Source organism: uncultured Gordonia sp., from assembly GCF_937858515.1.
Lineage (GTDB): Bacteria > Actinomycetota > Actinomycetes > Mycobacteriales > Mycobacteriaceae > Gordonia.
Genome location: NZ_CALLZT010000093.1, coordinates 1 through 23,089 on the forward strand (window position 1 = coordinate 1; position 23,089 = coordinate 23,089).

Genomic DNA, 23,089 nt, shown 5'->3' on the forward strand with positions numbered 1-23,089 from the left:
GCACGCGGCACACCACCAGGCTACACCCTCAACGACCTTAACTGAACGGTATTGGGGTTAGGGTTCGAGGGGGTGGCGTCAGGTGTCGAAAGGTCACCGGACCCTTCGTGACCTTCGCTCCTTCGTCGCTTCGGCCTCAGGGATCAAGAAGATTGGTCCCTTCGGTCTCGGGGATCAAGAATTTTGGTTGCTTTGGCCTCGGGGTTCGAGACGATTGTCGCTTCGGTGTGGTGAGGCCGGTCGGCCGTCTTGATCCTGGTCAAGGGGGTTGGTTGCTTTGACCTGGGGCGGTCGGCCTTCTTGATCCCTGAGGGCGTCGCGCGAGCTTGCGAGCCGACGCGTCTCGAAGGGGCCGGTGAGTTGAGGCTCCTGGGTCAGCCCTCGAAAAGACGCTGGCCCCAGTATTCGTCCTTGCCCAAGCCGGGCGGGATGGCGAATGTGGCTGAGGCGTTGGGGATCAGGTATTCGGTCATCGCGTCCTTGCGGGACAGCTCTTGCTGCATCGGGACGAACTGCTTGGCGGTATTGCGGTTGAACGCGATAAAGAACAGGCCTGCGTCGAGGTGGCCGAAGCCGTCCGAGCCGTCGGTGAAGTTGTAACCGCGGCGCAGCAGCCGCACGCCGATGTGTTTCTCGTGCGCCAGCCGCACGTGAGCATCCTTGGGAATCAACGGGACACCGTACGAGGTGATGTCGAAGTCGGGTTCGTCGAATTCCTTGTGCTGGCCCAGCGGTGCGCCGTTGCCCTTGAGGCGTCCGACGATCTGTTCCTGTTCGAGCAGATTGGCCCGGTCCCACGGCTCGATGTCCATGCGGATGCGGCGGGCCACCAGGTAGGTTCCACCGGTCATCCACTGCGCGGCGGACGGATTGTCGGCCTTGTCGACCCATACCCATTTGTCGAGCAGTTCGGGTTCCTCGGCGTGCAGGTTGTTGGTTCCGTCCTTGAACCCGAACAGGTTTCGCGGAGTGGCCTGCGAAGTCGAGGTCGACGCGGTGCGGCCGAAGCCGAGCTGCGACCAGCGCACCGCCACCACACCCATCCCGATCCGGGCGAGGTTGCGGATGGCGTGGACCGCCACCTGAGGGTCGTCGGCGCACGCCTGAACGCAGATGTCGCCGTAGGAGCGTGAGGTCTCGATCTTCTCCGCGGCGAACATCGGGAGTTCGTCGAACCCGGTGGGTTTGCGGGCAGCGAGCCCGAATCGGTCGCGCTGCTTGGGATTCACCGATGTCGGCCCGAACAGGCTCGGCCCGAAGCCGATCGTCAGGGTCAGATGTGCCGACGTGAGACCGAGTGCCTCACCGGTGTCGGACGGGGGAGTGTAATCGCCGAGGCCGACCGCGCCGCCGGGCGTGGTCTCGTCTCCGTGGGTGAGCCGTTCGGCCGCCGCGGTCCATTCCTTGAGCATGGCGACGAGTTCGTCGCGTTTGTCGGTGATGACATCAAAGCTCGCGAAATGCAGCCGGTCCTGGGCTGCGGTGATTATGCCCGCCTGATGCTGCCCGCGGAACGGGACGACCTGATCGCCCGACGGACCGTCGTCGGGGGCAGTGGTCCGGCCGACGGCGAATCCGGTCGCGGCGACTGCGGCCACACCGACGCCCGCACCCGCGATCACCTTGCGGCGCGACACACCGTTACCCCGGTGGCCGCCCTCGGGTGCTTTCGCCTCCGGCACCTCCGGCGGTGAGGACTGGTCGTCGGTCATGGCTTCTCCTGAGTTGCTGCGCACCGGGCTGGTGACGACCGATGCGGAGTGTCGCTGTCACACCCGGATGACAGCGACACTCCGCGGTGTCGGACTACTGATTGTCGGACTACTAGTTGAGAACGAGACCGGGCACCTTCGACAGCGACGCCGACAGCGCGTCGATCTGGTTGGAGAATTCCTTGCGTTGCTCGGCGGTCACCTTGGTGTAGGTGACGTAGCCGTCGCCTTCGCGGAACTTGTCGAGCGTGGCGCGCAGACCGTTGAATTGCTCGGTGATCTTGTCCATGAGCGCCTGGTCCTTGCCGGCGATGATCGGCTGTAGTTCGGCGATCAGCGTCTCCGAGCCGTCGACGTTGGCGGCGAAGTCCCACAGGTCGGTGTGCGAGTAGCGGTCCTCTTCGCCGTCGACCTTGGTGGCGGCGACCTCGTCGATCAGTGCCTGCGGGCCCGCGACGAACATGCGCGTCTCGAAGCTGAAGTCGGACTTGCCGAGTTCGTCCTTGAGGGCGGTGACGTCTTTGAGCAGGCCGTCGGCGATCGCGGCGATCGACTCCGCGTTGTCCTTGGCCTTGGCGTCGGCGGCGTCGTCGGGCGAGATCTGGCCGGGCTTGTCACCGATCTCCGCGGCCTGCGGGGGCCACAGGAAACGTTCGATGCGGTGGAAGCCGGTGAACTCGGTCTTGCCGCCCTCGGTGTCGTCCCAGCGCATGTCGATCTTGGGGTCGAGGTCGGGGAACGACTCGGCGACCGGCTCGATGCGCTCGTAGAAGGTGCGCACCTGGCCGAACATGGCGCGGGCGCCGTCCTGGTCGCCGCTCTTGACCTTGTTGGTGAAGTCGGTGACCTGCGCGACGAGGCCGTCGAGCTGGCCGCGCACGTAGTCCAGGTACCGTTCGCGGGCGGCGTTGACGTCGGCCGGTGCCTGCGACTTCTCCTTCTTGTCGCCGGTGACCTTGAGTTCCTTGCGGATGCCCGAGCCCACCATGCCCGGTTTGCAGGCGACGGTGTAGGTGCCCGGGTCGGTGATCTCGACGGTCAGATTGCCGGTGACGCCGGGGCCGATGTTCTCGACCTCGCCGAGAACCCGGTTGTTGTTGCCGTACACGTAGAACTCGGTGACCTTGGTGCCGTTGTTGGTGACGGAGAAGTCGACGTCTCCGGTCTGCGCCTCGGTGCTGTCGAGGTCACATTCGGTCTTGGTTGAGGTGACCTTGATGGCGTCCTCGTCGGCTTTGTCGGTACATCCGGCGAGGATCAGGGGGGTGGCCACCGCGAGCGAGATGAACGCGGCGGGTTTGGCAATGCGTTGAATCACCATGGATTCCTTTCAGATACCGGCACCGGATGCGGCCGGGGCTTGTGACGGGGGATCAGAGTCGGGGGAGGTGCTGCCCGCGGGTGCGTGCTTGGCCGCTGGGCGTCGATTGGCTCGCACGAACAATACGAGCACCACGACCAGATACACCGACCACGCGATCACCTGTAACACGGTGGGATCTGGCCGGAAGTTGAAGATTCCGGCCAGAAGTGTTCCATACCACGAGGACTGGTCGTAGTGTGCGGAGAAATCGAACGCCATCGAATCGATCCCGGGCAGCCATCCATAGGTTTGCAGGGCCCGCACCCCGTACGACAGGATTCCCGCGGCGACCAGGATGAGGAAAAGCCCGGTGTAGAAGAAGAACTTGTGAAAGTCGAGATGGATGGCACCGCGGTAGATGAGCACCGTGAGGGCGATGGCGATCAGGACCCCGAGGACCAGCCCGATCAGTGGCCACAGCCCGCCCGACACACTTTCGGCGTAGCCCACCATCAGCAACGCGGTCTCGAAGCCTTCCCGGCCCACGGCGAGGAAGGCCAGACCCATCACCGCCGGACCGCCGCGCACCAGTGCGTCGGTCATTCCCGATTTCAGGTCCGAGGAAATGTGCACCGAGGCCTTGCTCATCCACAGAATCATCGTGGTCACGATCACCACGGCGACCAGCGAAGCGATTCCGGCGATCAATTCGGCGGTCAAATTGCTGATCGTCGAAGTACCCAGATGAATGATCAGAAACGCACCGAGGGTCATCGCCACCGCGAGGGCGACCCCGGCCCACACCCATTTCAATGCGTCCCGACGGTCCGATTTGATCAGGAATGCGATGAGGACCATGACGACAATGCCCGTTTCGAGACCTTCGCGAACTCCGATGAGGGCGCTGCCGAACAGTTGCGAGCCGACCGAGGGCCCATCCGCGAGAAGCAGGTTCATGCTGGTCCTTTGCTGTGCGCACCACCGTTGCGACCCGGAGACGGTTGGATTCGGTGAGGCTAACCACGCCTACGGTAATCCTCGGCGGTCGGGAACCGGAAGGGGGGACCCGGGAGTTGAACTGACGATAAGGACTTTGGGCGCACCCGGATGGGTATTCACGCCCACCGGGATCACGTTCCGGGTGCTGCGATGGGTGAAGTGGGGGTCATGAGTGAAGAAGGTAGCCGAAAGCCGGAGGAATCCGTGGGTGTTTCTAAGGGTGTCCTCAGTTCGGCCAGCCGGCCGCTCACCCGCGGCGGTGACCGCCGCGATCCTGGTCGTGATGGCAGTGGCTCTGGGAACGACCGCGTGCCTGAGTCTCCCGTCGCGGCCCGACATACCCGACAGCGAGCCGCCCGGCGTGGGAACTCCTCAGCCGTACATCGACATCAACGCCCCGGGGCGAACCGCGGACCTGCTCGCCGACTGGGCCGCGCCGATCGCGAAATCCACCGGGATCCCGGCCACCGCGCTGACCGCGTATGGGAACGCAGCCGAGATCCAGCGCCAGCAGCATCCCGAATGCGGGATCGGCTGGACCACCCTGGCCGGGATCGCGGCCGTCGAGAGCAAACACGGTCGCCATCGGGGCGCCAGGATCGCCGCCGACGGTGACACCTCACCCCATATCCGTGGGGTCGCGCTCGACGGGACGCGCGGAAACCTGAAGATCACCGACACCGACGGCGGCCGACTCGACGGCGACACGACCTACGACAGGGCGATGGGTCCGTTTCAGTTCATCCCCGAGACCTGGCAGCGCTACGGCGTCGACGCGAACGGCGACGGGAAGGCGAGCCCCGACAACCTCGACGACGCGGCGCTGTCGGCGGCCCGCTACCTGTGCGTTTCCGCGCACGGGGACATGACCACCCCGGAAGGCTGGGAGCGCGCGGTCCGCGTCTACAACAACTCCCGGCAGTACGTGCTCGACGTCCGCGACCACGCGAACGCCTACTCGATCAACGTGAGGTACTGACCACGCGCACACCATCAGGTCCGCAGCGCTCACCGGCCCGCGACCGTGTCGGTGCCCGGCTACCGGCGTCGTCAACTAGGCTTTTGGACATCCCGCGCCGGTACGTCGAGCGTGCCGGCATTTAGTTCACCGATAGGGGCGTGACTGTGGCAATCATCGATCAGGTAGGCGCGCGTGAGATTCTCGACTCGCGTGGCAACCCGACCGTCGAGGTCGAGGTTCTTCTGGACGACGGCACGCTGGCCCGTGCGGCGGTTCCTTCGGGTGCCTCGACCGGCGAGCATGAGGCCGTCGAACTGCGTGACGGTGGCGACCGCTACAACGGCAAGGGCGTGACCAAGGCCGTCCGCGGTGTGATCGACGAACTCGCACCCGCGGTCGTCGGTGGCGGATTCGAGGCCGACGAGCAGCGGCTGGTCGACCAGGCGATGATCGAGGTCGACGGCACCCCGGACAAGGGCCGGGTCGGCGCCAACGCGATCCTCGGTGTATCGCTGGCCGTGGCGAAGGCTGCCGCCGAATCCGCGGGCCTGCCGCTGTATCGCTATATCGGCGGCCCCAACGCCCGGATCCTGCCGGTGCCGATGATGAACATCATCAACGGCGGTGAGCACGCCGACAACGGCATCGACTTCCAGGAGTTCATGATCGCCCCCATCGGAGCGAACACCTTCAAGGAGTCGCTGCAGTGGGGTGCCGAGGTGTACCACGCGCTCAAGTCGGTGCTGCACAAGCAGGGCCTGAACACGGCGCTCGGCGACGAGGGCGGTTTCGCCCCCGACCTGGCCAACACCGACGCCGCGATCGCCGTCATCGGCGAGGCCGTGGAGAAGGCCGGATTCAAGTTCGGCAGCGACATCGCGATCGCGCTCGACGCGGCGTCCACCGAGTTCTTCGCCGACGGCGTGTACTCGCTCGAGGGCAAGAAGTTCTCCAGCGACGATCTCGTCCCGTACTACGAGAAGCTCGTCGCCGACTTCCCGATCGTCTCGATCGAGGACGCCTTTGCCGAGGACGACTGGGACGGCTGGGCCAACCTCACCACCGCGATCGGTGACAAGGTTCAGTTGGTGGGCGACGACCTGTTCGTCACCAACCCCGAACGCCTGGCGCAGGGTATCGAGAACGGCATCGCCAACGCGCTGCTGGTGAAGGTGAACCAGATCGGCACCCTCACCGAAACCCTCGACGCGGTGGAACTGGCGCACTTCTCCAACTACAAGACGATGATGAGCCACCGCTCGGGCGAGACCGAGGACACCACCATCGCCGACCTCGCCGTCGCCGTGGGCAGTGGTCAGATCAAGACCGGCGCCCCCGCCCGTAGCGAGCGCGTGGCCAAGTACAACCAGCTGCTGCGCATCGAGGAAGGTCTGGGTGACGCGGCACGCTACGCCGGAGACACCGCCTTCCCCCGGTTTTCGGCAGGTTCATGATTAGCTAGGCCCTATGGCATCAGAGGGCAGACGGGCGGATCGGCGTGCCACGCGGGCGCGACGGTCCGCCCGTTCGCGTCCGTCGGTGTCGCGTCCGTCGGCGTCGGTCACCGAGCGGCGCTCGGCCATACCGTTCGACGTCGACGAACTCACCGATTCCGGCGAGCACGATCTCACCGAAGTGTTCAACCAGTCCGGCGACGATCCGCCGCCGCGCGGTACCGGACGCTCTCGTCTCGCGCCGCTGGACCGGGGTACCCGGACAGCCGCTGAGCCGAGCGACTCGGACGGCACGGAACCCGACGGCTCGTCCGGTGTGAAAGCCGGGGGAGCAGACGCCGGTGGGATCAAGGCCAGGGCGTCGAGGACGTCCGGCTCGGCGAAGTCGTCGCGGAGCCGCGGGTCGGGCCGGAGGTCGAGGTCTGCGGCGTCGGGGCGCAAACACGGCGTGGTGGACCGGCTGGCCGGGTTGACGAATCGGTGGTCCAATCGGACGATCGGCATGGCGCTGATCGTGATCGTCGCCGCGATCGCGGTGGCGCTCACCTTGTCCGCGCCGCTGCGCAATTCGATGTCCGACCGGTCCGAGTTCGCACGGCTGTCGGCATCGAACTCGGAGCTGCGCAAACAGATCGCCTACTATGAGCAGAAGATCAACGAGCAGAACGATCCCGCCTACATCGAAGCGCAGGCCCGGGAGCGTCTGCATTTTGTGTATCCGGGAGAGAAGGCCGTGGTGATGATGTACCCGGGCGATGATGCCCGGAAGGCCGCCGAACGCAAGGCCGCCGAACATGCCGACAACCCGTGGTACTCCAATCTCTGGCAAGCGGTGGCCACACCGCCGAAGAAGTGAGCGCATCGCAGGCCGACCTGGACGTCGTCGCACGTCAGCTCGGCCGTGAACCGCGAGGTGTCATCGAGATCGCCTACTACACCCCCGATGGTGTTCCCGCGGTGGTCAAGACCGCGCCCCGGCTACCCGACGGCACCCCGTTTCCGACGCTGTACTACCTGACCGATCCGCGGCTGACTGCCGAAGCGAGCCGCCTCGAATCGGCGGGGGTGATGCGGGATATGACCGCGCGCCTGGAAGCCGAGCCGGAGGTTGCCGCGGCATACCGCCGCGCGCACGAATCGTTCCTGGCCGAGCGTGACGCCATCGAATCCCTCGGCACCGACTTTTCCGGTGGCGGCATGCCCGACCGCGTCAAATGCCTGCACGTGCTCATCGCTCATTCGCTGGCGAAGGGGCCGGGGCTGAATCCTTTCGGCGACGAGGCGGTGGCTTTGGCCGGCCGGAACGGCTTGTCGGGCACCGCGATTCCCGCCGACTGGCCGGGTATCACCGATGACTGAGCGGTCCGCGATCGTCGGGGCCGTGGATTGCGGTACCAATTCGATCCGCTTGCTCGTGGCGCGGCCCGACGAGTCCGGTCGTCTTATCGACCTGCACCGCGAGATGCGGGTGGTGCGTCTCGGCGAGGGTGTCGACGCGACCGGCAGATTCCTCGACGAAGCGATCGAACGTACCCGCGTCGCGCTCGCCGACTACGTCGAGGTGATGATTTCCCAAGGCGTGCAACGGGTCCGGATGGTGGCCACATCGGCGACCCGAGACGCGGCCAACCGTGACGACTTCTTCGCGATGACGGCGCGATTGCTGGGCCGGGTGGTGCCGGGTGCGGTGGCCGAGGTGATCACCGGCGACGAGGAGGCGAGGCTGTCGTTCCGTGGGGCCGTCGGCGAGTTGGATCCGGCTGCGGGACCTTTCGTGGTCACCGATCTCGGTGGCGGCTCCACGGAGGTGGTGCTCGGCGACGCCGATGGCGTGCGGGCGGCCTACTCGGCCGACATCGGTTGCGTCCGGCTCACCGAACGTGCTCTGTACTCGGACCCACCCACCGCCGAAGAGCTAGTTGCCGCAACAGAATTCGCGTCGGAGAGGCTGGCTCAGGCATTTGCCGCGGTTCCCGTCGAACAGGCGCGGACCTGGGTGGGGGTGGCCGGCACCATGACCACGCTGTCGGCTATCGGGATGGGATTGCCCGAATACGATTCCGACGTAATCCACCTGTCCCGTATCTCGCTGCCCGACCTGAACTCCGTATGCGAGCGGCTGATCGCGATGACGAGGGCTGATCGCGCCGAACTCGGCCCGATGCATCCGGGCCGCGTCGACGTCATCGGCGGCGGTTCGCTGGTCACCATGCAACTGGCGCGGGAGTTTTCCGGGCGTGCGGGGATCACCGAACTCGTGGTCAGCGAACACGACATCCTCGACGGCATCGCCCTCGGTCTGTTGCCCCTTCTTGATCCCTGAGGAGCTGTCGGGCGAGCTTGCGAGCCGACCGTGTCTCGAACCCGCTCGTTCCGAGGTGCACCGGTGAGGTATCGGAAGGTCACCGGACCCTTCGAGACCCTCGCTCTTACCTCACTTCGGCCTTCAGGGATCACGATGGCCGGTCGCGTCACACCGTTCGCAGGTTGATGTTGTTGCAGGCCTCGCACACCGACTCGGGGATAACGCCGCGCTGCTGCAGGAAGCCGAAGATCGTGCAGCCGAGGCAGAAGCCGAGAACAGCTTCGAGCGTGGCCGCGACCACGACGAGGCCGACGGTGATCTGGGCGGCGACACCCGCACCGGCCAGACTCAGGATCAGCGCGACCGTGGTGAGGACGAGTCCGATGGTTTGGGCGAATCGTTTCGGCGGGCCCGGCACCAGCTTGGTCTTGCGCCAGATCTTGGGCACGATGAACCGCACCGACAGCTGGCCGAACGGCGACAGCGTGGGCCCGGACATTACGCGCAACGCGAAGCCCAGGGCGAGCACCGCGTACAGCACCGGATGATCGACGATGATGGTGACCACGGCCAGCACCACGACCAGTCCCGCTGTGGAGCGGGCCGCGTAGTCGTTGACCGGGTTGGGGAAGGTGAACACGGAGGACGCCACCGGGTGAGACTAGCCGGGGCGGCGCCGGAACAACAGCGTTGTGGTCAGCGTGATTGTTGCTGCTCGGGCGATACGTCGAGGGCGGGCGGGTCGACGATCTCGGCGTCGAGGGTGGGTACCTCGAGGGGATCCTCGGTCAGCGCGGCGTCCGCGGCGTCGGTACCGGGGACATCGGTGTAGTCGTCGAGTTCGGGGTCGTCGGCGTCGACAACGCGGCGCGACTCGTCCTGTTTGGCCAGTTTCGCGGCCTCACGCATCTCGAAGCCGTCGGTGATGATGTCGCCGACCTCCCTGGCGACGTCGGCGACGGCCTTGGTGATGATGGTGGTGATCGAGCCCACGTGGACGGCGGTGGATTCGACCAGTTCCTGGATCATGTCCTTGTTGCGTTCGAGGCGGTCGACCATGTGAGTCCCTCTCTTCGATGATGCCGGTGTCACGACGATACCGCCCTCCACCGCGTCGAGCAGGTGCGGTGGAGGGCGGTTGTGAGCGTGGCGCAACCGATCAGGCTGCGGCTTCCTTCTTGCGTTCGATGTTGACGACGATGTCGTCGTCGCGGGTCCAGGAGTTGGGCACCGACAGCTTGGCGATCTTGGTCCAGGTCGACCACAGCTGATGCCGGAACGAGCCGGTGTTGTAGGGCAGACCGTAGCGTTCGCAGATCTCCCGGACCTCGACGGCCATCGCCGGGTACCGGCTGGCGGGGATGTCGGGGAACAGGTGGTGTTCGATCTGGTGGCTCAGGTTGCCGCTCATGATGTGGAACAGGGTGCCGCCGTCGATGTTGGCCGAACCCAGCATCTGCCGCAGGTACCACTGGCCGCGGGTCTCGTTTTCGCACTCCTCCTTGGTGAAGGTCTGCGTGCCGGTGGGGAAGTGGCCGCAGAAGATGATCGAGTACGCCCAGATGTTGCGCACGATGTTGGCGGTGGCGTTGCCGAGCAGGGTGGACACGAACAGCGGGCCGGTCAGGACCGGGAACACGATGTAGTCCTTGAGTGCCTGCTTGCGGGCCTTGCGCCACATGCCCTTGGCCAGGTGCTTGACGTCGGACCACTTGCGCTTGCCGGCGATCAGGTTGTCGGCTTCGAGGTCGTGCAGCATGACGCCCCACTCGAACAGCAGCATCAGCGCGGTCGCGTAGGCCAGGTTGCCCAGGTAGTAGGGGTTCCAATCCTGGTCGCGGGACATGCGCAGGACGCCGTAGCCGATGTCGCGGTCCATGTCGACGATGTTGGTGAACGTGTGGTGCAGGTAGTTATGGCTGTGCTTCCACTGGTCGCCGGGGCACACGTTGTCCCACTCGAATTCACGCGAGTTGTAGTTGTCCTCGCGCATCCAGTCGTACTGGCCGTGCATCACGTTGTGGCCGATCTCCATGTTGTCGAGGATCTTCGACGCCGACAGCGCGGCGACGCCGGCGATCCACGCGGGCGGCAGGAAGCCGAGGTACAGCAGGCCACGGCCGCCGACTTCGAGGCCGCGCTGCACGCGGACGATGTTGTACAGGTAGTCGCGGTCCTTCTGGCCGAGGTCTGCGACGACGCGGGCCCGCAGTTCGTCGAGTTCGCGGCCGAGTGCCTCGACCTGCTCGAAGGTCAGGTTGATCTCGGTGATGCGGTCGTCGCCGGCGGGCGTGGTGTCGGCGGGAGCGGTGTCGGCGACGGGCTTGCGGAATGAGTTGGGCTTGCGGAACGCAATGATGGGCGTTGCCATGATGGCTACCTCCGTGAAATCGATGGGTTTTAGTTACTAGAGTTCGATGTCGACGTCGCCGACCGGGGCGTTGACGCAGATCTGGATCTGGGCGTCGGCTTCGGTGTTGAGTTCGCCGGTGAGGACGTTGCGGGTGCAGCCGGTCTTCTTGACCGCGGTGCAGGAGAAGCAGATGCCCATCCGGCAGCCGGATGCGGGTTTGAGGCCGGCGGATTCGGCCTGGTCGAGGATGGTGCGTCCGTCGTTGGTGGCGTTGCTGCCGGCCTTGGTGAAGGACAGTTCGCCGGTGATGGGTTCGTTGGGGTCGACCGCGATCGGGGCGGCGAGCACGAAGGCCTCGGAATGGACGTTGTTGGTGAGTCCGGAGTCGGTGACGTGCGCGGTGACCGCGTCCATGAGTGCGGGCGGGCCGCAGACGAACAGGTCGGCGTCGGCGAATCCGTCGATGTCCTTGAGGTGGGCCGCGGTGAAGTGCTCACCGGGGTTCTCGGCGTCGCCGCGGGTGTAGAACAGCCGCAGGTCGATGCCGTTGGCGGCGGCCAGGGCGGCGAGCTCGGCTCGGTAGGAGACGTCGGCGGGGGTGCGGTCGTAATGCAGGAAGGTGACGGGTCCGGTGAACTTCTTGGCGACCAGTGTACGCAGCATTGAGAGTACAGGTGTAACTCCGCTGCCGCCGCTGATGAAGACCGCCGATGTCAGCTGCGCCGGCAGGACGAACTCACCCTGTGCCTGCGAGACGCCGAGCACCATTCCCTCGCGGGCGTTGTCCCGCAGGTAGGTGGAGACGAAGCCGTCGTCGTGGGCGGTGATGGTCAGTTCGATGGGGCTCCAGGCACCCGCCGAGGCGTTGGCCGGCGAGTAGCAGCGGCTGTGCCGGACTCCGTCGATGACGACGCTGAGCTGCAGGTACTGGCCTGCTTTGTGGCCTTTCCACTGGCGGGTCGGGCGGAGCGAGAGGCGCACTGTGCGCTCGGTGGGGCGGCTGACGCCGACGACCGTGGCGCGCACGTCGCGCCAGGTGAGGCTGGGGTCGACCAGTTCGAGGTAGCTGTCCACCGGATGCGGTGTGAGGGCGGCCTCCACGATCGAACCGACAAGCTTGGGAAGTCGAATACTCATCGGGGGCTCTCCGTTCGTTCTGTGTTCGCGAGAATGGGCGTGTTCTCGTTTTTGAGTGAACATCTGTACACGAATGAGTGTGGCACATGTACCGGTGTGGTGGTCAAGTGCGAACCGATGTGAGTGCTGTCACGCCCTGTGGTGTATGCGCCGATCGACCCGGAGGCGCTTGACGTGGGCGGTGTCGTCGTGGCCGCGCGGCACGACTTAGACTCGACTGCGTGACCCGTACCGGAAACTCGACCCGCACATCGCGTGGGCGGCGTGCCGAATCGGGCGATGGTGACGGGGGCGGCACCTCCCGCCCGGCTTCCACGCGCGCAGGCGCCGCACGTGCCGACCCCAAACGCGCCGACGCCGAGAGTCGCGCCGACCGCAAGAGCCGCACGCGTCAGGCGCTGCTCGACACCACGCTCGACCTGGTGTCCGAGCGCAGCTTCGCCAGCATCAGCCTGCGTGAGGTGGCGCGGGGCGCGGGTATCGTTCCCACCGCGTTCTACCGGCATTTCGCGTCGATGGAGGACCTGGGCGTCACCCTCGTCGAGGATTCGATGCGGGTGCTGCGCCGCACCTTGCGCGACGGTCGTCGCGACCTCGCCGCCCGGCAGGCGCTGCCCACTGTACGTACGTCGATCGACATCCTGTTCAACCAGGTCAGAGAGGACGAATCGGCGTTCCGCTTCCTGATCCGCGAACAACACGGTGGCGTCACCGAGGTCCGGCGCGCCATCGACACCGAACGCCGGTTGTTCGCCAAGGAACTGGCGATCGACCTGGCCCGGCTGCCGGATCTGTCGGCCTGGGACGCCGAAGATCTGGAAATGGTCGCCGATCTGATCGTGACGATCATGCTGACCTCGGTCGCGGAGTACCTCGACAGCGACTATCGGGGCAGAGGTCTGGAGCGCGAGGTGATCGACCGGGTCGAACGGCAACTGGTGCTGGTGTTCCTGGGCATGGACCGGTGGCGTTCGCGGCGTGATCACTGACGCCGGCGGTACAGAGGCGTCGGATTCGCCCCTGGGCGTCGATCAACCGGACGGGCTTTGCGGCTGACGCCTCGAATGTCCGAGTCCGTGAATATGCTGAGCGCATGACTGGGCAGAATCGGGCGGGAAGCATGTTCGGGCACTATCGCCTCGACGAACTCATCGGCCGCGGCGGCATGGGCGAGGTGTATCGCGCGTACGACACCGCCAAGGACCGCTTCGTCGCCCTGAAGATCCTGTCGCAGGGCCAGGCCGCCGATCCGACCTATCAGCAACGATTCCGCCGCGAGTCACAGGTGGTGGCGCGCCTCGGTGAGCCGCACATCATCCCCATTCACGACTGGGGCGAGATCGACGGCGTGCTGTACCTCGACATGCGCCTGGTGGACGGCAAGGACCTGCGCGCCGTGCTGCGGGACGGGGGAGCACTGAGCCCGGAGCGGGCCGTCGCCATCGTCGAGCAGGTCGCCGCCGCGCTCGACGCGGCCCATCGCGACGGACTGGTACACCGCGACGTCAAGCCGGAAAATATCCTGTTGTCCGACAACGACTTCGCCCATCTCGTCGACTTCGGTATCGCGCACGCCGGTGACGACACCCGGCTCACCCAGGCCGGTAGCGCGATCGGGTCGCTGGCCTACATGGCGCCGGAGATGTTCGAGAACACCCCCATCACGGCGGCCTGTGACATCTACGCGTTGACGTGCGTGCTCTTCGAATGCCTGACGGGGCGGGTGCCGCATCCGGCGAGCACTGTCAGTTCGGCGATCAGGGCCGCGCTTTTCGACGCCCCGCCGCGGGTCAGCACCGTCAAGGCGGGAGTTCCGGCAAGTTTCGACACCGTCATCGAGACGGGACTGGCCACAGCCCCGGCACGCCGGTACGCCACGGGCCGCGACCTGGCTCACGCGTGCCGGGCCGCGCTCGCCGGTCCGGGGCAGGTGCCCCCGCCGGTTGCGGCACCACCTGGCTACGGTGCCGAGCAGTACCAGCAGACACAGATCCGCGGTGCCGCGCTGTCGGGGCCGGATCACTCGGGGCTCGATCACTCGGGGCCCGGCTATTCCGCAACGATTCCTCCCGGGTCGAATCCGTTTGGCGCGCAGAAGTATCCAACAGGACCGGGTGCGGGTCCGGGCACTGCGGGCTTCGGGTCGGGTGCGCCTGCCTCGGGCACCACCCCCTACGGCCCGTCCCAGCAGTTCGCGGCATCGCAGGGGACCGGTCCCTACGGTGGCGCGCCATACGGCACCGGGCCGCAGGGCACCGGACCTTATGTTCCCGCCGCGAGTCCGTATCGGACAGGGCCGCAAGGCTATCGGCCGTCCGGTGGCGGACGTGACCGCAATATGCTGATCCCGATCATCGGCATCATCGCCGTGGCGCTCGTCGGTCTGCTCGCAGTGGGCGGTTTTCTGTTGCTGAGCAAGGGTTCCGGAGACGGCTCACAGGAAGGGAAGTCGACGGCCTTGGTCACCACGACCGTGACGCCCACGCAGGACACGCAGGTGCAGACCACAACGACGGACCCCGGACCGCCGCCCAATACGTCGCAGTGCAACAGCGATGTCGGCGTCGGGACCGGCACGCCCACGAGCTGCGGGTTCGCGGTCAACGTCCGCGCCGCGTACCTGGCCGCCGGTCCCAAGGGGCAGGCGCGGGTGATCGTCGCGAGCAGTCCGATCACCGGCGACACCTACCGCATGTCCTGTGCCCCGGCAGGGGGGATCGTGGTGTGTCGCGGCGGAAACAACGCCGTCGTTCACATTTACTGAGAGGATGCGAATTCTTCACGGACCGGGTCGTCGCGCCGTGTTGGTGTCGGCCGCGGTGCTGATGACCGCGGGGGCGACGACCGGGTGCGGCGGCGGTGGTGACGGCGTGCTGCCGCCGGTGACGACGTCGACGGTAACGGTGACCGCGACGCCCGTCAGTGCCCCGGTACCGTCGCGGACGCCCACGTCATCAGCCTCGGCGCACCGGACCCTCCTGGTGTCCGCCCTCGAAGGTGCGATCGGGCGTGCCGGTCAGCCGGTCGGCGTCGCGATCGTCCCGGTCGGGAAATCCGAGCCGGTGATCACCGCGGGTGATCAGACACCGATGGTGGCCTGGTCGACCATCAAGGTGCCGCTCGCGGTCGCCTCCGAGCGTGCGGGCGGTCAGTCCGCACCGCAAACCCGGGCGATCGTCGAGTCCGACAACTCCGCGGCCGAAAGTCTTTGGGCTTCAATCGGATCTGATACCGATGCCGCGGCCGCGGTGACCGCGATACTGCGCGAGGCCGGCGACACCACCACCACGGTGCCGAGTGCACAACTGCGCGCTGGATTCACCACCTTCGGCCAGACGACGTGGCCCCTGGCCGCGGCGGCCGCGTTTACCGCCCACCTTCCGTGCATGGCCGGTACCGAGCATGTGCTCGCGCTCATGGGGCAGGTCGCCGGCAATCAACAGTGGGGTGTGGAGGCGATGGCCGCACCGTCATCGACGGCGGTCAAGGGCGGTTGGGGTCCGGGCCCGTTCTCGGGGGAGGTGGTCCGCCAGATCGGCCTGGTCACACACAGTGACGGCACGATGACGGCGATCGCGATGGCCACGCAGGGAGCCTCCCTCGACAGTGGCGTCGCGGCGATCAATGTCGTTGCACAACAACTCGACACGATGCTCAGAAAGCTTCCCCGGGGACGGTGCTGACCGCCGCCGGCCCGGATCGTGCGTTTTCGGTCAGGGCGATTTCAAACCTGGACCGGCGATGGTGTCGGACACACACTGCCTGGTGTGTCCGCGCATTTTCATTGGTTCCTGCCCACGTACGGTGATTCCCGCAATCTGATGGCCGGCGGCCATGGCAGCTTGATGTCCGGCGACCGCCGCGCCGACCTGCGATATCTCAAGCAACTCGCCGCCGCAGCCGAGACCAACGGCTTCGAAGCGGTGCTCACCCCCACCGGATTGTGGTGCGAGGATGCCTGGCTGACCACCGCGGCGCTGATCGACGCCACTGAGACGCTGAAGTTCCTGGTCGCCTTCCGGCCCGGACTCACCAGCCCCACGCTCGCCGCCCAGATGGCCGCGAGCTTCCAATGGCACTCGCAGGGAAGGCTTTACGTCAATGTTGTGACCGGCGGTGAGGCCAGTGAACAGCGTGCGTTCGGCGACTTCCTCACCAAGGAGGCCCGCTACGAGCGTGGCGACGAGTTCCTGACCGTCGTGCGCAGGTTGTGGGAGTCCGACGAGCCGGTGAACTTCTCCGGAAGCCATGTGCGGGTGGAGAACGCAGTGCTCGGCCGTCGCCCGGATCCGTTGCCGCAGGTATTCTTCGGCGGCTCGTCGCCGGCGGCGGGAACGGTCGCCGCCCGCCATGCCGACACCTACCTGACGTGGGGTGAGAAGCCCGACGCGGTCGCGGAGAAGATCTCGTGGATCTCCGGACTCGCCGAACGCGAACAACGCACGCTCGACTACGGCATCCGTCTGCACGTGATCGCCCGCGAGAGCTCGGAACAGGCGTGGGCTGAAGCCGCCCGGTTGCTGTCCGGGCTCGACCCGCAGACCGTGGCGGCCGCGCAGGCCAATCTGGCGCGGTCCGAGTCCGAGGGCCAGCGCCGCATGCTCGACCTCCACAGCGCGGGAGCCGCCTTCGACAACGACGCCGACCCGCATTCGCTGGAGATCTACCCCAACCTCTGGGCCGGTGTGGGTCTGGTACGTGGCGGTGCGGGCACTGCGCTGGTCGGTTCCTACCGCGAGGTCGCCGAACGGATCGCCGAATACCACGCGCTCGGGCTCGACCACTTCATTCTGTCGGGGTATCCGCACCTGGAGGAGGCGTACCACTTCGGCGAGGGGGTGCGTCCGCAGCTGGCGCGGCTCGGGCTGGTCGAGCAGGACCAGGGTGGTGACGTCGTGCACGGCGCATTCCTGCCGACGCTGCGGGCCGCATCCTCGTAGGACGTCGGCCACATCGGCGTGTCACATCGCCGGCTCGGTCAGTCCGGCCGGGCATGCCTTCCCCCGGCGCGGCGGGGCGCCGGCTCGTGCTCTGTGGTGACTACACCGGCGGGTGAGGTCAGGGCCGCGGCTATCGCAGTGGTCAACGGCACAGACAGTGCGATAGCGATACCACCGACGAACGAGCGGCCCAACTCCACGGCCACCGCATCGGTGGTGACGAGCGAACCGAACGGCTGCTGCGCCACGGAGAACAGCAGCAACAGCGGTAGTGCGCTGCCCGCGTAGGCGAAGATCAGCGTGTACACGGTGCTGGCGATATGGTCGCGGCCCACCCGCATCGCCGCCCGGAACGTCGCCAGCCGCGACGGCTCACCCGCGGCGGCCAGTTCGAACGCGGCCGACGCCTGGGTGATCGTGACATCATTGAGTACACCGAGCGCCCCGATGATGAAACCGGCCAGCAGCAACCCGCTGATCGAGATGTTGCCCTGGTAGACCTGCAGATTCATCGTCTGGTCGCCGGACAGGCCGGTCAGCTTCATCGTGCTGATCGCCAGCGCCGACAAGGCGCCCGCCACGAACAACGACACCAATGTGCCCAGCAGCGCTGAACTGGTCCGCATGCTGACCCCGTGCGCCAGATACAGCACGACGAACAGGATCGTCGCCGACGACACGATGGCCACCGCCACCGGTGAACTGCCTTCGAGGATCGCGGGCAGGGTGAAGAAGCCGAGCACGGCGAACGCGAAGATCAGCCCCAGAATCGATCGCAGGCCACGCCACGACGCGACCAGTACGATCGCCGCGAAGAACGCGAGCGCCCAGATGATCGTCGGCGTTCCGCGACGGAAGTCGAAGAATCCGTAGCGGACACCGCCGTCGGGAGCCGGGGTGGCCGCGACCTTGATCTTGTCGCCGACATGCAGCGTCGGCTGGCCCGGCTGCGGGTCGTCGAGGGTGCGCTTGTCGACGGCCATGCTGTCGGGGCTCTTACCCGACTGAGCCCGATTGGTCGGGACCTCCAGCAGCGTGAACCTCCCCTTGTACTGCCCCGATGTCAGTTTGACGATGTTCTGGATGCACGGGCCCGCACCCGCGTTCTCCAGCGCGATGTCGGCGGTGTCCTGGACCGTTCCGCTCAGGGGGTTGAGACAGTTCGCCCGCTGCTGCTCGAAGATCTCGGCGTCGACGGTGGTGATCGAGCCGCCGTCCGCGGCCCGGAACTGGGTGGGGATCGGATGGTCGCTGTAGGAGGGCCACAGCACGATCGCCCCCGCCGCCACCGTGAGCCCGATCAGGCTAAGCGCACCGATGACGATGTAGCGGGCCAGCGGGGAGAAGTTCGCGGCGATCGCGGACAAATCGTGAGAATGCCCGTGCCCGTGGGAATGTCGGCTCGCATGATCGTGTCCGGAATGGCTGTGTCCGGGTTGACTGTTTCCGGGTCCGCCGGGACGAGAGGGGGTCACGCGGCCACCCTAGAGGATTCCGAACCTGCGTGCGCGGAGCTGGACCGGAGGTGCCGCCCACCTGCGGTGCGGGTGCTGACGCCGACCACACCCGACGAGCTGTCGCCGGCGCTGCGTTCAGCGAGATATTCGAGGCGTTTCAGGAACAATGCAGGACACCGATCCCGCTGCCGGGGTCGGCAGGGGGATCGGTGTCCTGTTGTCGATTCCGGACGGACCTGATCAGCAGATCGAGATGCGGAACTGTCCGATCGGGATGTGGACGCACACGCTGACCGAACCGATCGAGTAGTACGGTGCCTTCTCGACGGGCGCAGCGGATGCGGTCGGGGCAACGGCTCCGGTGATTGCGAAGGCCGCTGCAGCCGTACCCAATCCGACGGCGATTCGTTTCTTCACTGCTACTCCTCGATATCGTTGGTGGCTGCCGGCCACCTTGGCGTACAAGGTGTCAGTGCCATAACTTTTCCCCGCAATCGGGGCTGCGGCCGACTATACCGACCGGGGCCGGTGGTATAAAGCACTCTGGCCAAAACAGTGCACATCCGTAGACAATTCGCCCGTACGGGGGACACATGCCCCGCGGACGTGCCGCTCAGACCGTGTAGCCGAGCAGTGACTTGACCTCGAGGAAGTCGTCGAAGGCGTAGTCGCTCCACTCGCGGCCGTTACCGCTCTGCTTGTAGCCGCCGAACGGTGTGGACGGGTCGGGTCCGGCCCCGTTGATGAAGATCTGTCCGGCCCGGATGCGCGAGGCGACCGAACGCACGGCGTCGGTGTCGTCACCCGACACGTAACCGGCAAGGCCGTACTCGGTGTCGTTGGCGATGGCCACCGCGTCGTCGACGTCGTCGTAGCCGATGATCACCAGGACCGGACCGAAGATCTCGGTGCGAGCGACCTCCATGTTGTTGTCGACGTTCGCGAACACCGTCGGACGCACGTAGTAGCCCTCAGATAATCCGTCGGGCCGTCCGGTGCCGCCGAACGCGACGGTGGCACCGGCGTCGATCCCGGACTGGATGAGAGTCTGGATCTTGTCGAATTGAGCCTGCGACACCACCGGACCCAGGCGCGCACCGCTGTCGGGAGCGCCGACCGTCAGCTTGTCCGCGACTGATTGTGCTGCCTCAATGGCTTCGTCCATGCGTGCCGCGGGAACGAGCATGCGGGTGGGTGCGTTGCAGGACTGTCCCGAATTGGTCATCACCGACAGCACACCGCCTGCGACGTTCTTGGCCAGTGACGCGTCATCGAGAATCACGTTGGGACTCTTGCCGCCGAGTTCCTGCGCGACCCGCTTGACCGTGGGCGCGGCTGCCTTGGCCACCTCGATGCCCGCACGGGTGCTTCCCGTGATCGACACCATGTCGATGTCCGGGTGGCTGGACAATGCTGCGCCCACACCGGGGCCGTCGCCGTTGACCAGATTGAACACACCTGCCGGAAGGCCTGCCGTATCAATGATTTCGGCGAGGATCGCGGCGCTGAACGGGGCCACCTCCGACGGTTTGACCACTATCGTGCAGCCGGTGGCCAATGCGGGCGCGATCTTGCAGGTGAGCTGATTGAGGGGCCAGTTCCACGGGGTGATGAAACCGCACACGCCGATCGGCTCCTTCACCACCCGCGACGTGCCACGATCCTCGGCGAAGGAGAATCCCGGAAGCTGCGCGGCCGCCGTCATCAGATGGGCGAGCCCGATGGGCACCTGAGCGCCCGCGGCGAGCGCATCCGGTGCGCCCATCTCCTCGGTGACCGCGGCTGCCAGATCGCCCATGCGCTTCTGGTATTCGGCGATGATGGCGTTGAGAGCGTCGACGCGCTCGGCCACCGTCGTCCGGCTCCAGTCTGCGAATGCACGGCGGGCCGCGGTGACCGCGATGTCCACGTCCTGCGCGTTGCCGATCGCCACGTGTCCGGCGACCTGCTCGGTGGCCGGGTTGATGACGTCGAGCAGGACGGGATCGGCGGCCTCCACCCACTTACCGTCGATATAGAACTTGGTGATCTCGCGCATGGGTGCTCCTCCGGCGACGTTGACGTGACTAAGCGAATATGTCACCGATCACGCGAGCGCGCAGGTGATCACGCGTGCTTCTTGATGATCTTCTTCACTTCGGCCGCGGTGACGTTCTTGGCGACCTGCTTACCGTTCTTGATCTTGCGGATCGTGAAGAGGTCGTCCTTCTTCGCAGCGGCGACATGGAGCCCGACTTTCTTGGCGGCCTTGTTGAGGTCCTCGATCATGAGCCGGATATTACGGGGCGAAGGTGAACACGCAAGCCGGGATGGACGTAGCGGTGACCTTCGTCCCGGAAAGCGGTTCTGGATGTGGTCCATTGGTCTCCGTGCCACCGGTGATCGTGGCGCCGGTGACCTCAGGCGATGCTGCTGAGGATCGCCACCACCACGCCCGCGATGCTGAGCGCGATCACGGTGGCTCCCGTGCCGATGGCCAGCTGTTTACGGTGATTGGCGAGCGCGTTCACGCACACCCCGACGCACACCAGGATGACCGCGGCGTAGAGCGCGATACCGAGGGTGAGGAGCGCGGCGTCGCCGTCAGCGGCCGCGATGACAGTGGTGGTCACGAGTTGAACGACTCCTGCTGATCGTGTGGACCCTGAACACTCACGGTAGCGGTCCGGATCGCGCGCACGTTCGCGCGGTGCTCCGCAAGTCCGCCGGTCGTCCCTACCGAGTCCTCTCCTGCCACACCGCCCGGTCAAGCCTGTGGACCAGGCAGTCGTCGCCGTCGAATGTCCGCCTCCCGACGATGCGGAATCCGAGCCGCTGATAGAAGCGATGCGCATCGGTGTTCGAGTTCAGCGGATCGATGATGATCGCGACCGTCGACGGGTCGGCAAAGGCGTTGTCGATCACCTCGGTCATCATCGCGGTTCCGTATCCACGGCCCAGCGCGTCCTTCTCGCCGATCCAGATGTCGAGGGCCCGGAGGTTCGGTTCCACCTCGCCCCAGTAGTGGGTCGGTTCGGCGAGCGGATCGATGATCTGCATCGCCCCGATCGGTCGTCCGTCGACCTCCGCGATCAGGTGGTAACTGACGTCGCTCGCCCCGGCGATTTCCTCGGCCCAGTCACTGCCATCGAAAGCTGTTGTGGCGGTCGGATCATCGGTGCTACATGCGATGACGTGCGGTTCCCGGTCCCACGCCTGGAGCAGCGGCACGTCGTCAAGTGTCGCCGGGCGGAGCATCACGGTCTGCTGTGAAGGACCCATCGGCCCAGCCTACGTCGGCTGGGTCACGTCGTGTGGTGATGTGGTGCCCCCAGTCGGACTCGAACCGACACTTGGCGGATTTTAAGTCCGCTGCCTCTGCCAATTGGGCTATAGGGGCGCACGCCGCGACGCAATGGCCCGGTGGTTCCAAGGCTAGGGCAGCGTCCGAGATCAGGTGATCCCGGGTCGGATCTAGGGCGTGCTAGCCGACCAGGCCGATGCGGGCGGGCGGAATACTCAGTGGCGCAAGCGATTGGTCGAGCTCGTCGCGTAAGTCGAAGCAGTCGGCGTGGTCGCCGAAGCCGACGGCGCCGACCATCTGGAAGCCGTCGTAGACGCGGACGGTGGCGTCGTAGTCATCGAGCGATCCGGTGACCTCGAGGCGGTCGCCCAATTGTGGCCAGCCGATCATCTGGATTCCGACGCCGTACTGCTCGGTCCGGGCTATCGGGATCGGCGGGACGCCGGGCTCGATCTCGAAGCCGAGATCGGCGAGTACCGTCATGGCGACGGCCTTGCCCTGTCCGCGGGCGGTGAGCCAGTGCCCGCCACGAGGGGGCGGGGCCGTGATCCGGGGCGGGGTCCGTTATACCTCGCCCGCCGCGTTCGGGGCCCGCCCACTCGTGCGCAGATTCCCATCCGTCCGGATACCCGTTGTGCGAGAGCTGATTTCCGAATACCTCGCCAGCGCGGTGGCCGGTCCGGCGCCGGCCGCGACGATGACGTGGCCGTGGGATGGGGTGTCGAATCCGTTGCCGTCGACGCGGTCGGGGGTGGCGTTGGTGACCGTCGCCTGGGTCAACAGGTTCACGCCGTGGGCACGGTGCAGGTCGGCGAAGTGATCGGCGAGCGGGGCGGGGAGGCTGTCGCCGAGGATCTGATCAGTGGCCTCGAGCAGGGTGACGGACTTGCCGGCCTGGGCGGCATTCGACGCGAGTTCGAGGCCGATCAGTCCGCCGCCGACGATGATGAGCCGGTCGTCGTGGCGCATCGCCGACTGGATGGCCACCGCGTCGCGGCGGGGGCGGAGGGCGCGGCGCCCGGGGCCCAACCAGGGGGGGGGCCGCGCGACACCCCCGGGGGCCCGGGGCAGGGCCTCGGCGGGGGGGGAGGGGCGGTCCCGGGGGGTCGCCGCGAACCGTTTCGATGCCACGGGGACCAGGTCGGCCTCGTCGCACTCGGCGCTGTTCACCGCCTCGGGGGGGGG

At 66.4% G+C, this 23,089-nt stretch carries 24 protein-coding genes and 1 tRNA gene; 9 read left to right on the forward strand and 16 right to left on the reverse strand.

The window, feature by feature from the left end:
* Positions 1 to 374: 374 nt before the first annotated feature.
* The 3 genes from efeB to efeU form a co-directional block, all read right to left on the reverse strand.
* A complete protein-coding gene (efeB, locus tag Q0627_RS08525; protein WP_298809035.1) occupies positions 375 to 1,712 on the reverse strand; it encodes an iron uptake transporter deferrochelatase/peroxidase subunit in 1,338 nt (445 codons plus the stop codon).
* Positions 1,713 to 1,824: 112 nt separating this feature from the next.
* Positions 1,825 to 3,033 carry an iron uptake system protein EfeO gene (gene efeO / locus Q0627_RS08530; protein WP_298809037.1) on the reverse strand — a complete coding sequence of 403 codons (1,209 nt, stop codon included), beginning with the start codon at positions 3,031 to 3,033 and terminating at the stop codon, positions 1,825 to 1,827.
* 9 nt (positions 3,034 to 3,042) lie between these two features.
* Positions 3,043 to 3,972 (reverse strand): iron uptake transporter permease EfeU, encoded by a 930-nt coding sequence (efeU, locus tag Q0627_RS08535; protein WP_291017326.1) that lies wholly within the window; start codon positions 3,970 to 3,972, stop codon positions 3,043 to 3,045.
* A 325-nt stretch (positions 3,973 to 4,297) separates the two neighbouring features.
* Between efeU and Q0627_RS08540 the strand changes: the two genes are divergently transcribed.
* From Q0627_RS08540 to Q0627_RS08560, 5 genes are all read left to right on the forward strand, one after another.
* Complete coding sequence (locus Q0627_RS08540) at positions 4,298 to 4,993, forward strand: lytic transglycosylase domain-containing protein (protein WP_298809041.1); 696 nt, start codon at positions 4,298 to 4,300, stop codon at positions 4,991 to 4,993.
* A gap of 146 nt (positions 4,994 to 5,139) precedes the next feature.
* A complete protein-coding gene (gene eno, locus Q0627_RS08545) occupies positions 5,140 to 6,429 on the forward strand; it encodes a phosphopyruvate hydratase (RefSeq protein ID WP_298809066.1) in 1,290 nt (429 codons plus the stop codon).
* Positions 6,430 to 6,514: 85 nt separating this feature from the next.
* Positions 6,515 to 7,285: a septum formation initiator family protein gene (locus Q0627_RS08550; protein ID WP_298809044.1), complete on the forward strand. Its 771-nt coding sequence runs from the start codon at positions 6,515 to 6,517 to the stop codon at positions 7,283 to 7,285.
* A complete protein-coding gene (locus tag Q0627_RS08555) occupies positions 7,282 to 7,788 on the forward strand; it encodes a DUF501 domain-containing protein (RefSeq protein WP_291017335.1) in 507 nt (168 codons plus the stop codon). The genes Q0627_RS08550 and Q0627_RS08555 overlap by 4 nt, the downstream gene beginning before the upstream one ends.
* On the forward strand, positions 7,781 to 8,752 hold the full coding sequence (locus Q0627_RS08560; RefSeq protein WP_298809047.1) for a Ppx/GppA phosphatase family protein: 972 nt from the start codon (positions 7,781 to 7,783) through the stop codon (positions 8,750 to 8,752). The genes Q0627_RS08555 and Q0627_RS08560 overlap by 8 nt, the downstream gene beginning before the upstream one ends.
* 148 nt (positions 8,753 to 8,900) lie before the next feature.
* On the opposite strand, the gene Q0627_RS08565 is transcribed toward Q0627_RS08560, so the two are convergent.
* The 4 genes from Q0627_RS08565 to Q0627_RS08580 form a co-directional block, all read right to left on the reverse strand.
* Complete coding sequence (locus tag Q0627_RS08565) at positions 8,901 to 9,386, reverse strand: DUF4395 domain-containing protein (protein ID WP_298809050.1); 486 nt, start codon at positions 9,384 to 9,386, stop codon at positions 8,901 to 8,903.
* 44 nt (positions 9,387 to 9,430) lie between these two features.
* A complete protein-coding gene (locus tag Q0627_RS08570; protein WP_291017341.1) occupies positions 9,431 to 9,793 on the reverse strand; it encodes a hypothetical protein in 363 nt (120 codons plus the stop codon).
* A gap of 100 nt (positions 9,794 to 9,893) precedes the next feature.
* Positions 9,894 to 11,105, reverse strand: coding sequence for an acyl-CoA desaturase (locus tag Q0627_RS08575; protein WP_298809053.1), 1,212 nt, complete (start codon positions 11,103 to 11,105; stop codon positions 9,894 to 9,896).
* Positions 11,106 to 11,141: 36 nt separating this feature from the next.
* Positions 11,142 to 12,224 carry a ferredoxin reductase gene (locus tag Q0627_RS08580; RefSeq protein ID WP_298809055.1) on the reverse strand — a complete coding sequence of 361 codons (1,083 nt, stop codon included), beginning with the start codon at positions 12,222 to 12,224 and terminating at the stop codon, positions 11,142 to 11,144.
* Positions 12,225 to 12,445: 221 nt separating this feature from the next.
* Here Q0627_RS08580 and Q0627_RS08585 point away from each other — a divergent pair, with 221 nt between their 5' ends.
* The 4 genes from Q0627_RS08585 to Q0627_RS08600 all read left to right on the forward strand — a co-directional run bounded on the left by Q0627_RS08585 (position 12,446) and on the right by Q0627_RS08600 (position 17,164).
* Entirely contained in the window at positions 12,446 to 13,213 is a 768-nt protein-coding gene (locus tag Q0627_RS08585; RefSeq protein WP_291017347.1) for a TetR family transcriptional regulator, read from the forward strand.
* Positions 13,214 to 13,317: 104 nt separating this feature from the next.
* Positions 13,318 to 14,988: a serine/threonine-protein kinase gene (locus tag Q0627_RS08590; protein WP_298809058.1), complete on the forward strand. Its 1,671-nt coding sequence runs from the start codon at positions 13,318 to 13,320 to the stop codon at positions 14,986 to 14,988.
* A gap of 4 nt (positions 14,989 to 14,992) precedes the next feature.
* Complete coding sequence (locus tag Q0627_RS08595; protein WP_298809059.1) at positions 14,993 to 15,907, forward strand: hypothetical protein; 915 nt, start codon at positions 14,993 to 14,995, stop codon at positions 15,905 to 15,907.
* A gap of 84 nt (positions 15,908 to 15,991) precedes the next feature.
* Positions 15,992 to 17,164: an LLM class flavin-dependent oxidoreductase gene (locus Q0627_RS08600; protein WP_291014606.1), complete on the forward strand. Its 1,173-nt coding sequence runs from the start codon at positions 15,992 to 15,994 to the stop codon at positions 17,162 to 17,164.
* Positions 17,165 to 17,202: 38 nt separating this feature from the next.
* Here the strand turns inward: Q0627_RS08600 and Q0627_RS08605 are convergent, their stop codons facing one another.
* The 9 genes from Q0627_RS08605 to Q0627_RS08645 all read right to left on the reverse strand — a co-directional run.
* Positions 17,203 to 18,531 (reverse strand): YibE/F family protein, encoded by a 1,329-nt coding sequence (locus tag Q0627_RS08605; protein WP_298809063.1) that lies wholly within the window; start codon positions 18,529 to 18,531, stop codon positions 17,203 to 17,205.
* A 330-nt stretch (positions 18,532 to 18,861) separates the two neighbouring features.
* On the reverse strand, positions 18,862 to 19,038 hold the full coding sequence (locus Q0627_RS08610) for a hypothetical protein (protein WP_291014601.1): 177 nt from the start codon (positions 19,036 to 19,038) through the stop codon (positions 18,862 to 18,864).
* Between the two features lie 196 nt (positions 19,039 to 19,234).
* Positions 19,235 to 20,659: an aldehyde dehydrogenase family protein gene (locus Q0627_RS08615; RefSeq protein WP_291014600.1), complete on the reverse strand. Its 1,425-nt coding sequence runs from the start codon at positions 20,657 to 20,659 to the stop codon at positions 19,235 to 19,237.
* A gap of 68 nt (positions 20,660 to 20,727) precedes the next feature.
* Positions 20,728 to 20,889, reverse strand: coding sequence for a hypothetical protein (locus Q0627_RS08620; protein WP_291014598.1), 162 nt, complete (start codon positions 20,887 to 20,889; stop codon positions 20,728 to 20,730).
* Positions 20,890 to 21,020: 131 nt separating this feature from the next.
* Complete coding sequence (locus tag Q0627_RS08625; RefSeq protein ID WP_291014595.1) at positions 21,021 to 21,233, reverse strand: hypothetical protein; 213 nt, start codon at positions 21,231 to 21,233, stop codon at positions 21,021 to 21,023.
* 103 nt (positions 21,234 to 21,336) lie between these two features.
* Positions 21,337 to 21,882, reverse strand: a complete 546-nt coding sequence (locus Q0627_RS08630; RefSeq protein ID WP_291014593.1) for a GNAT family N-acetyltransferase — start codon at positions 21,880 to 21,882, stop codon at positions 21,337 to 21,339.
* Between the two features lie 41 nt (positions 21,883 to 21,923).
* A tRNA-Leu gene (locus Q0627_RS08635) sits at positions 21,924 to 22,000 on the reverse strand.
* Positions 22,001 to 22,084: 84 nt separating this feature from the next.
* Entirely contained in the window at positions 22,085 to 22,387 is a 303-nt protein-coding gene (locus tag Q0627_RS08640; RefSeq protein WP_298809064.1) for a hypothetical protein, read from the reverse strand.
* An 81-nt stretch (positions 22,388 to 22,468) separates the two neighbouring features.
* The coding region (locus Q0627_RS08645) for an FAD-dependent oxidoreductase (RefSeq protein ID WP_298809065.1) at positions 22,469 to 23,089 on the reverse strand (621 nt) is incomplete at its 5' end.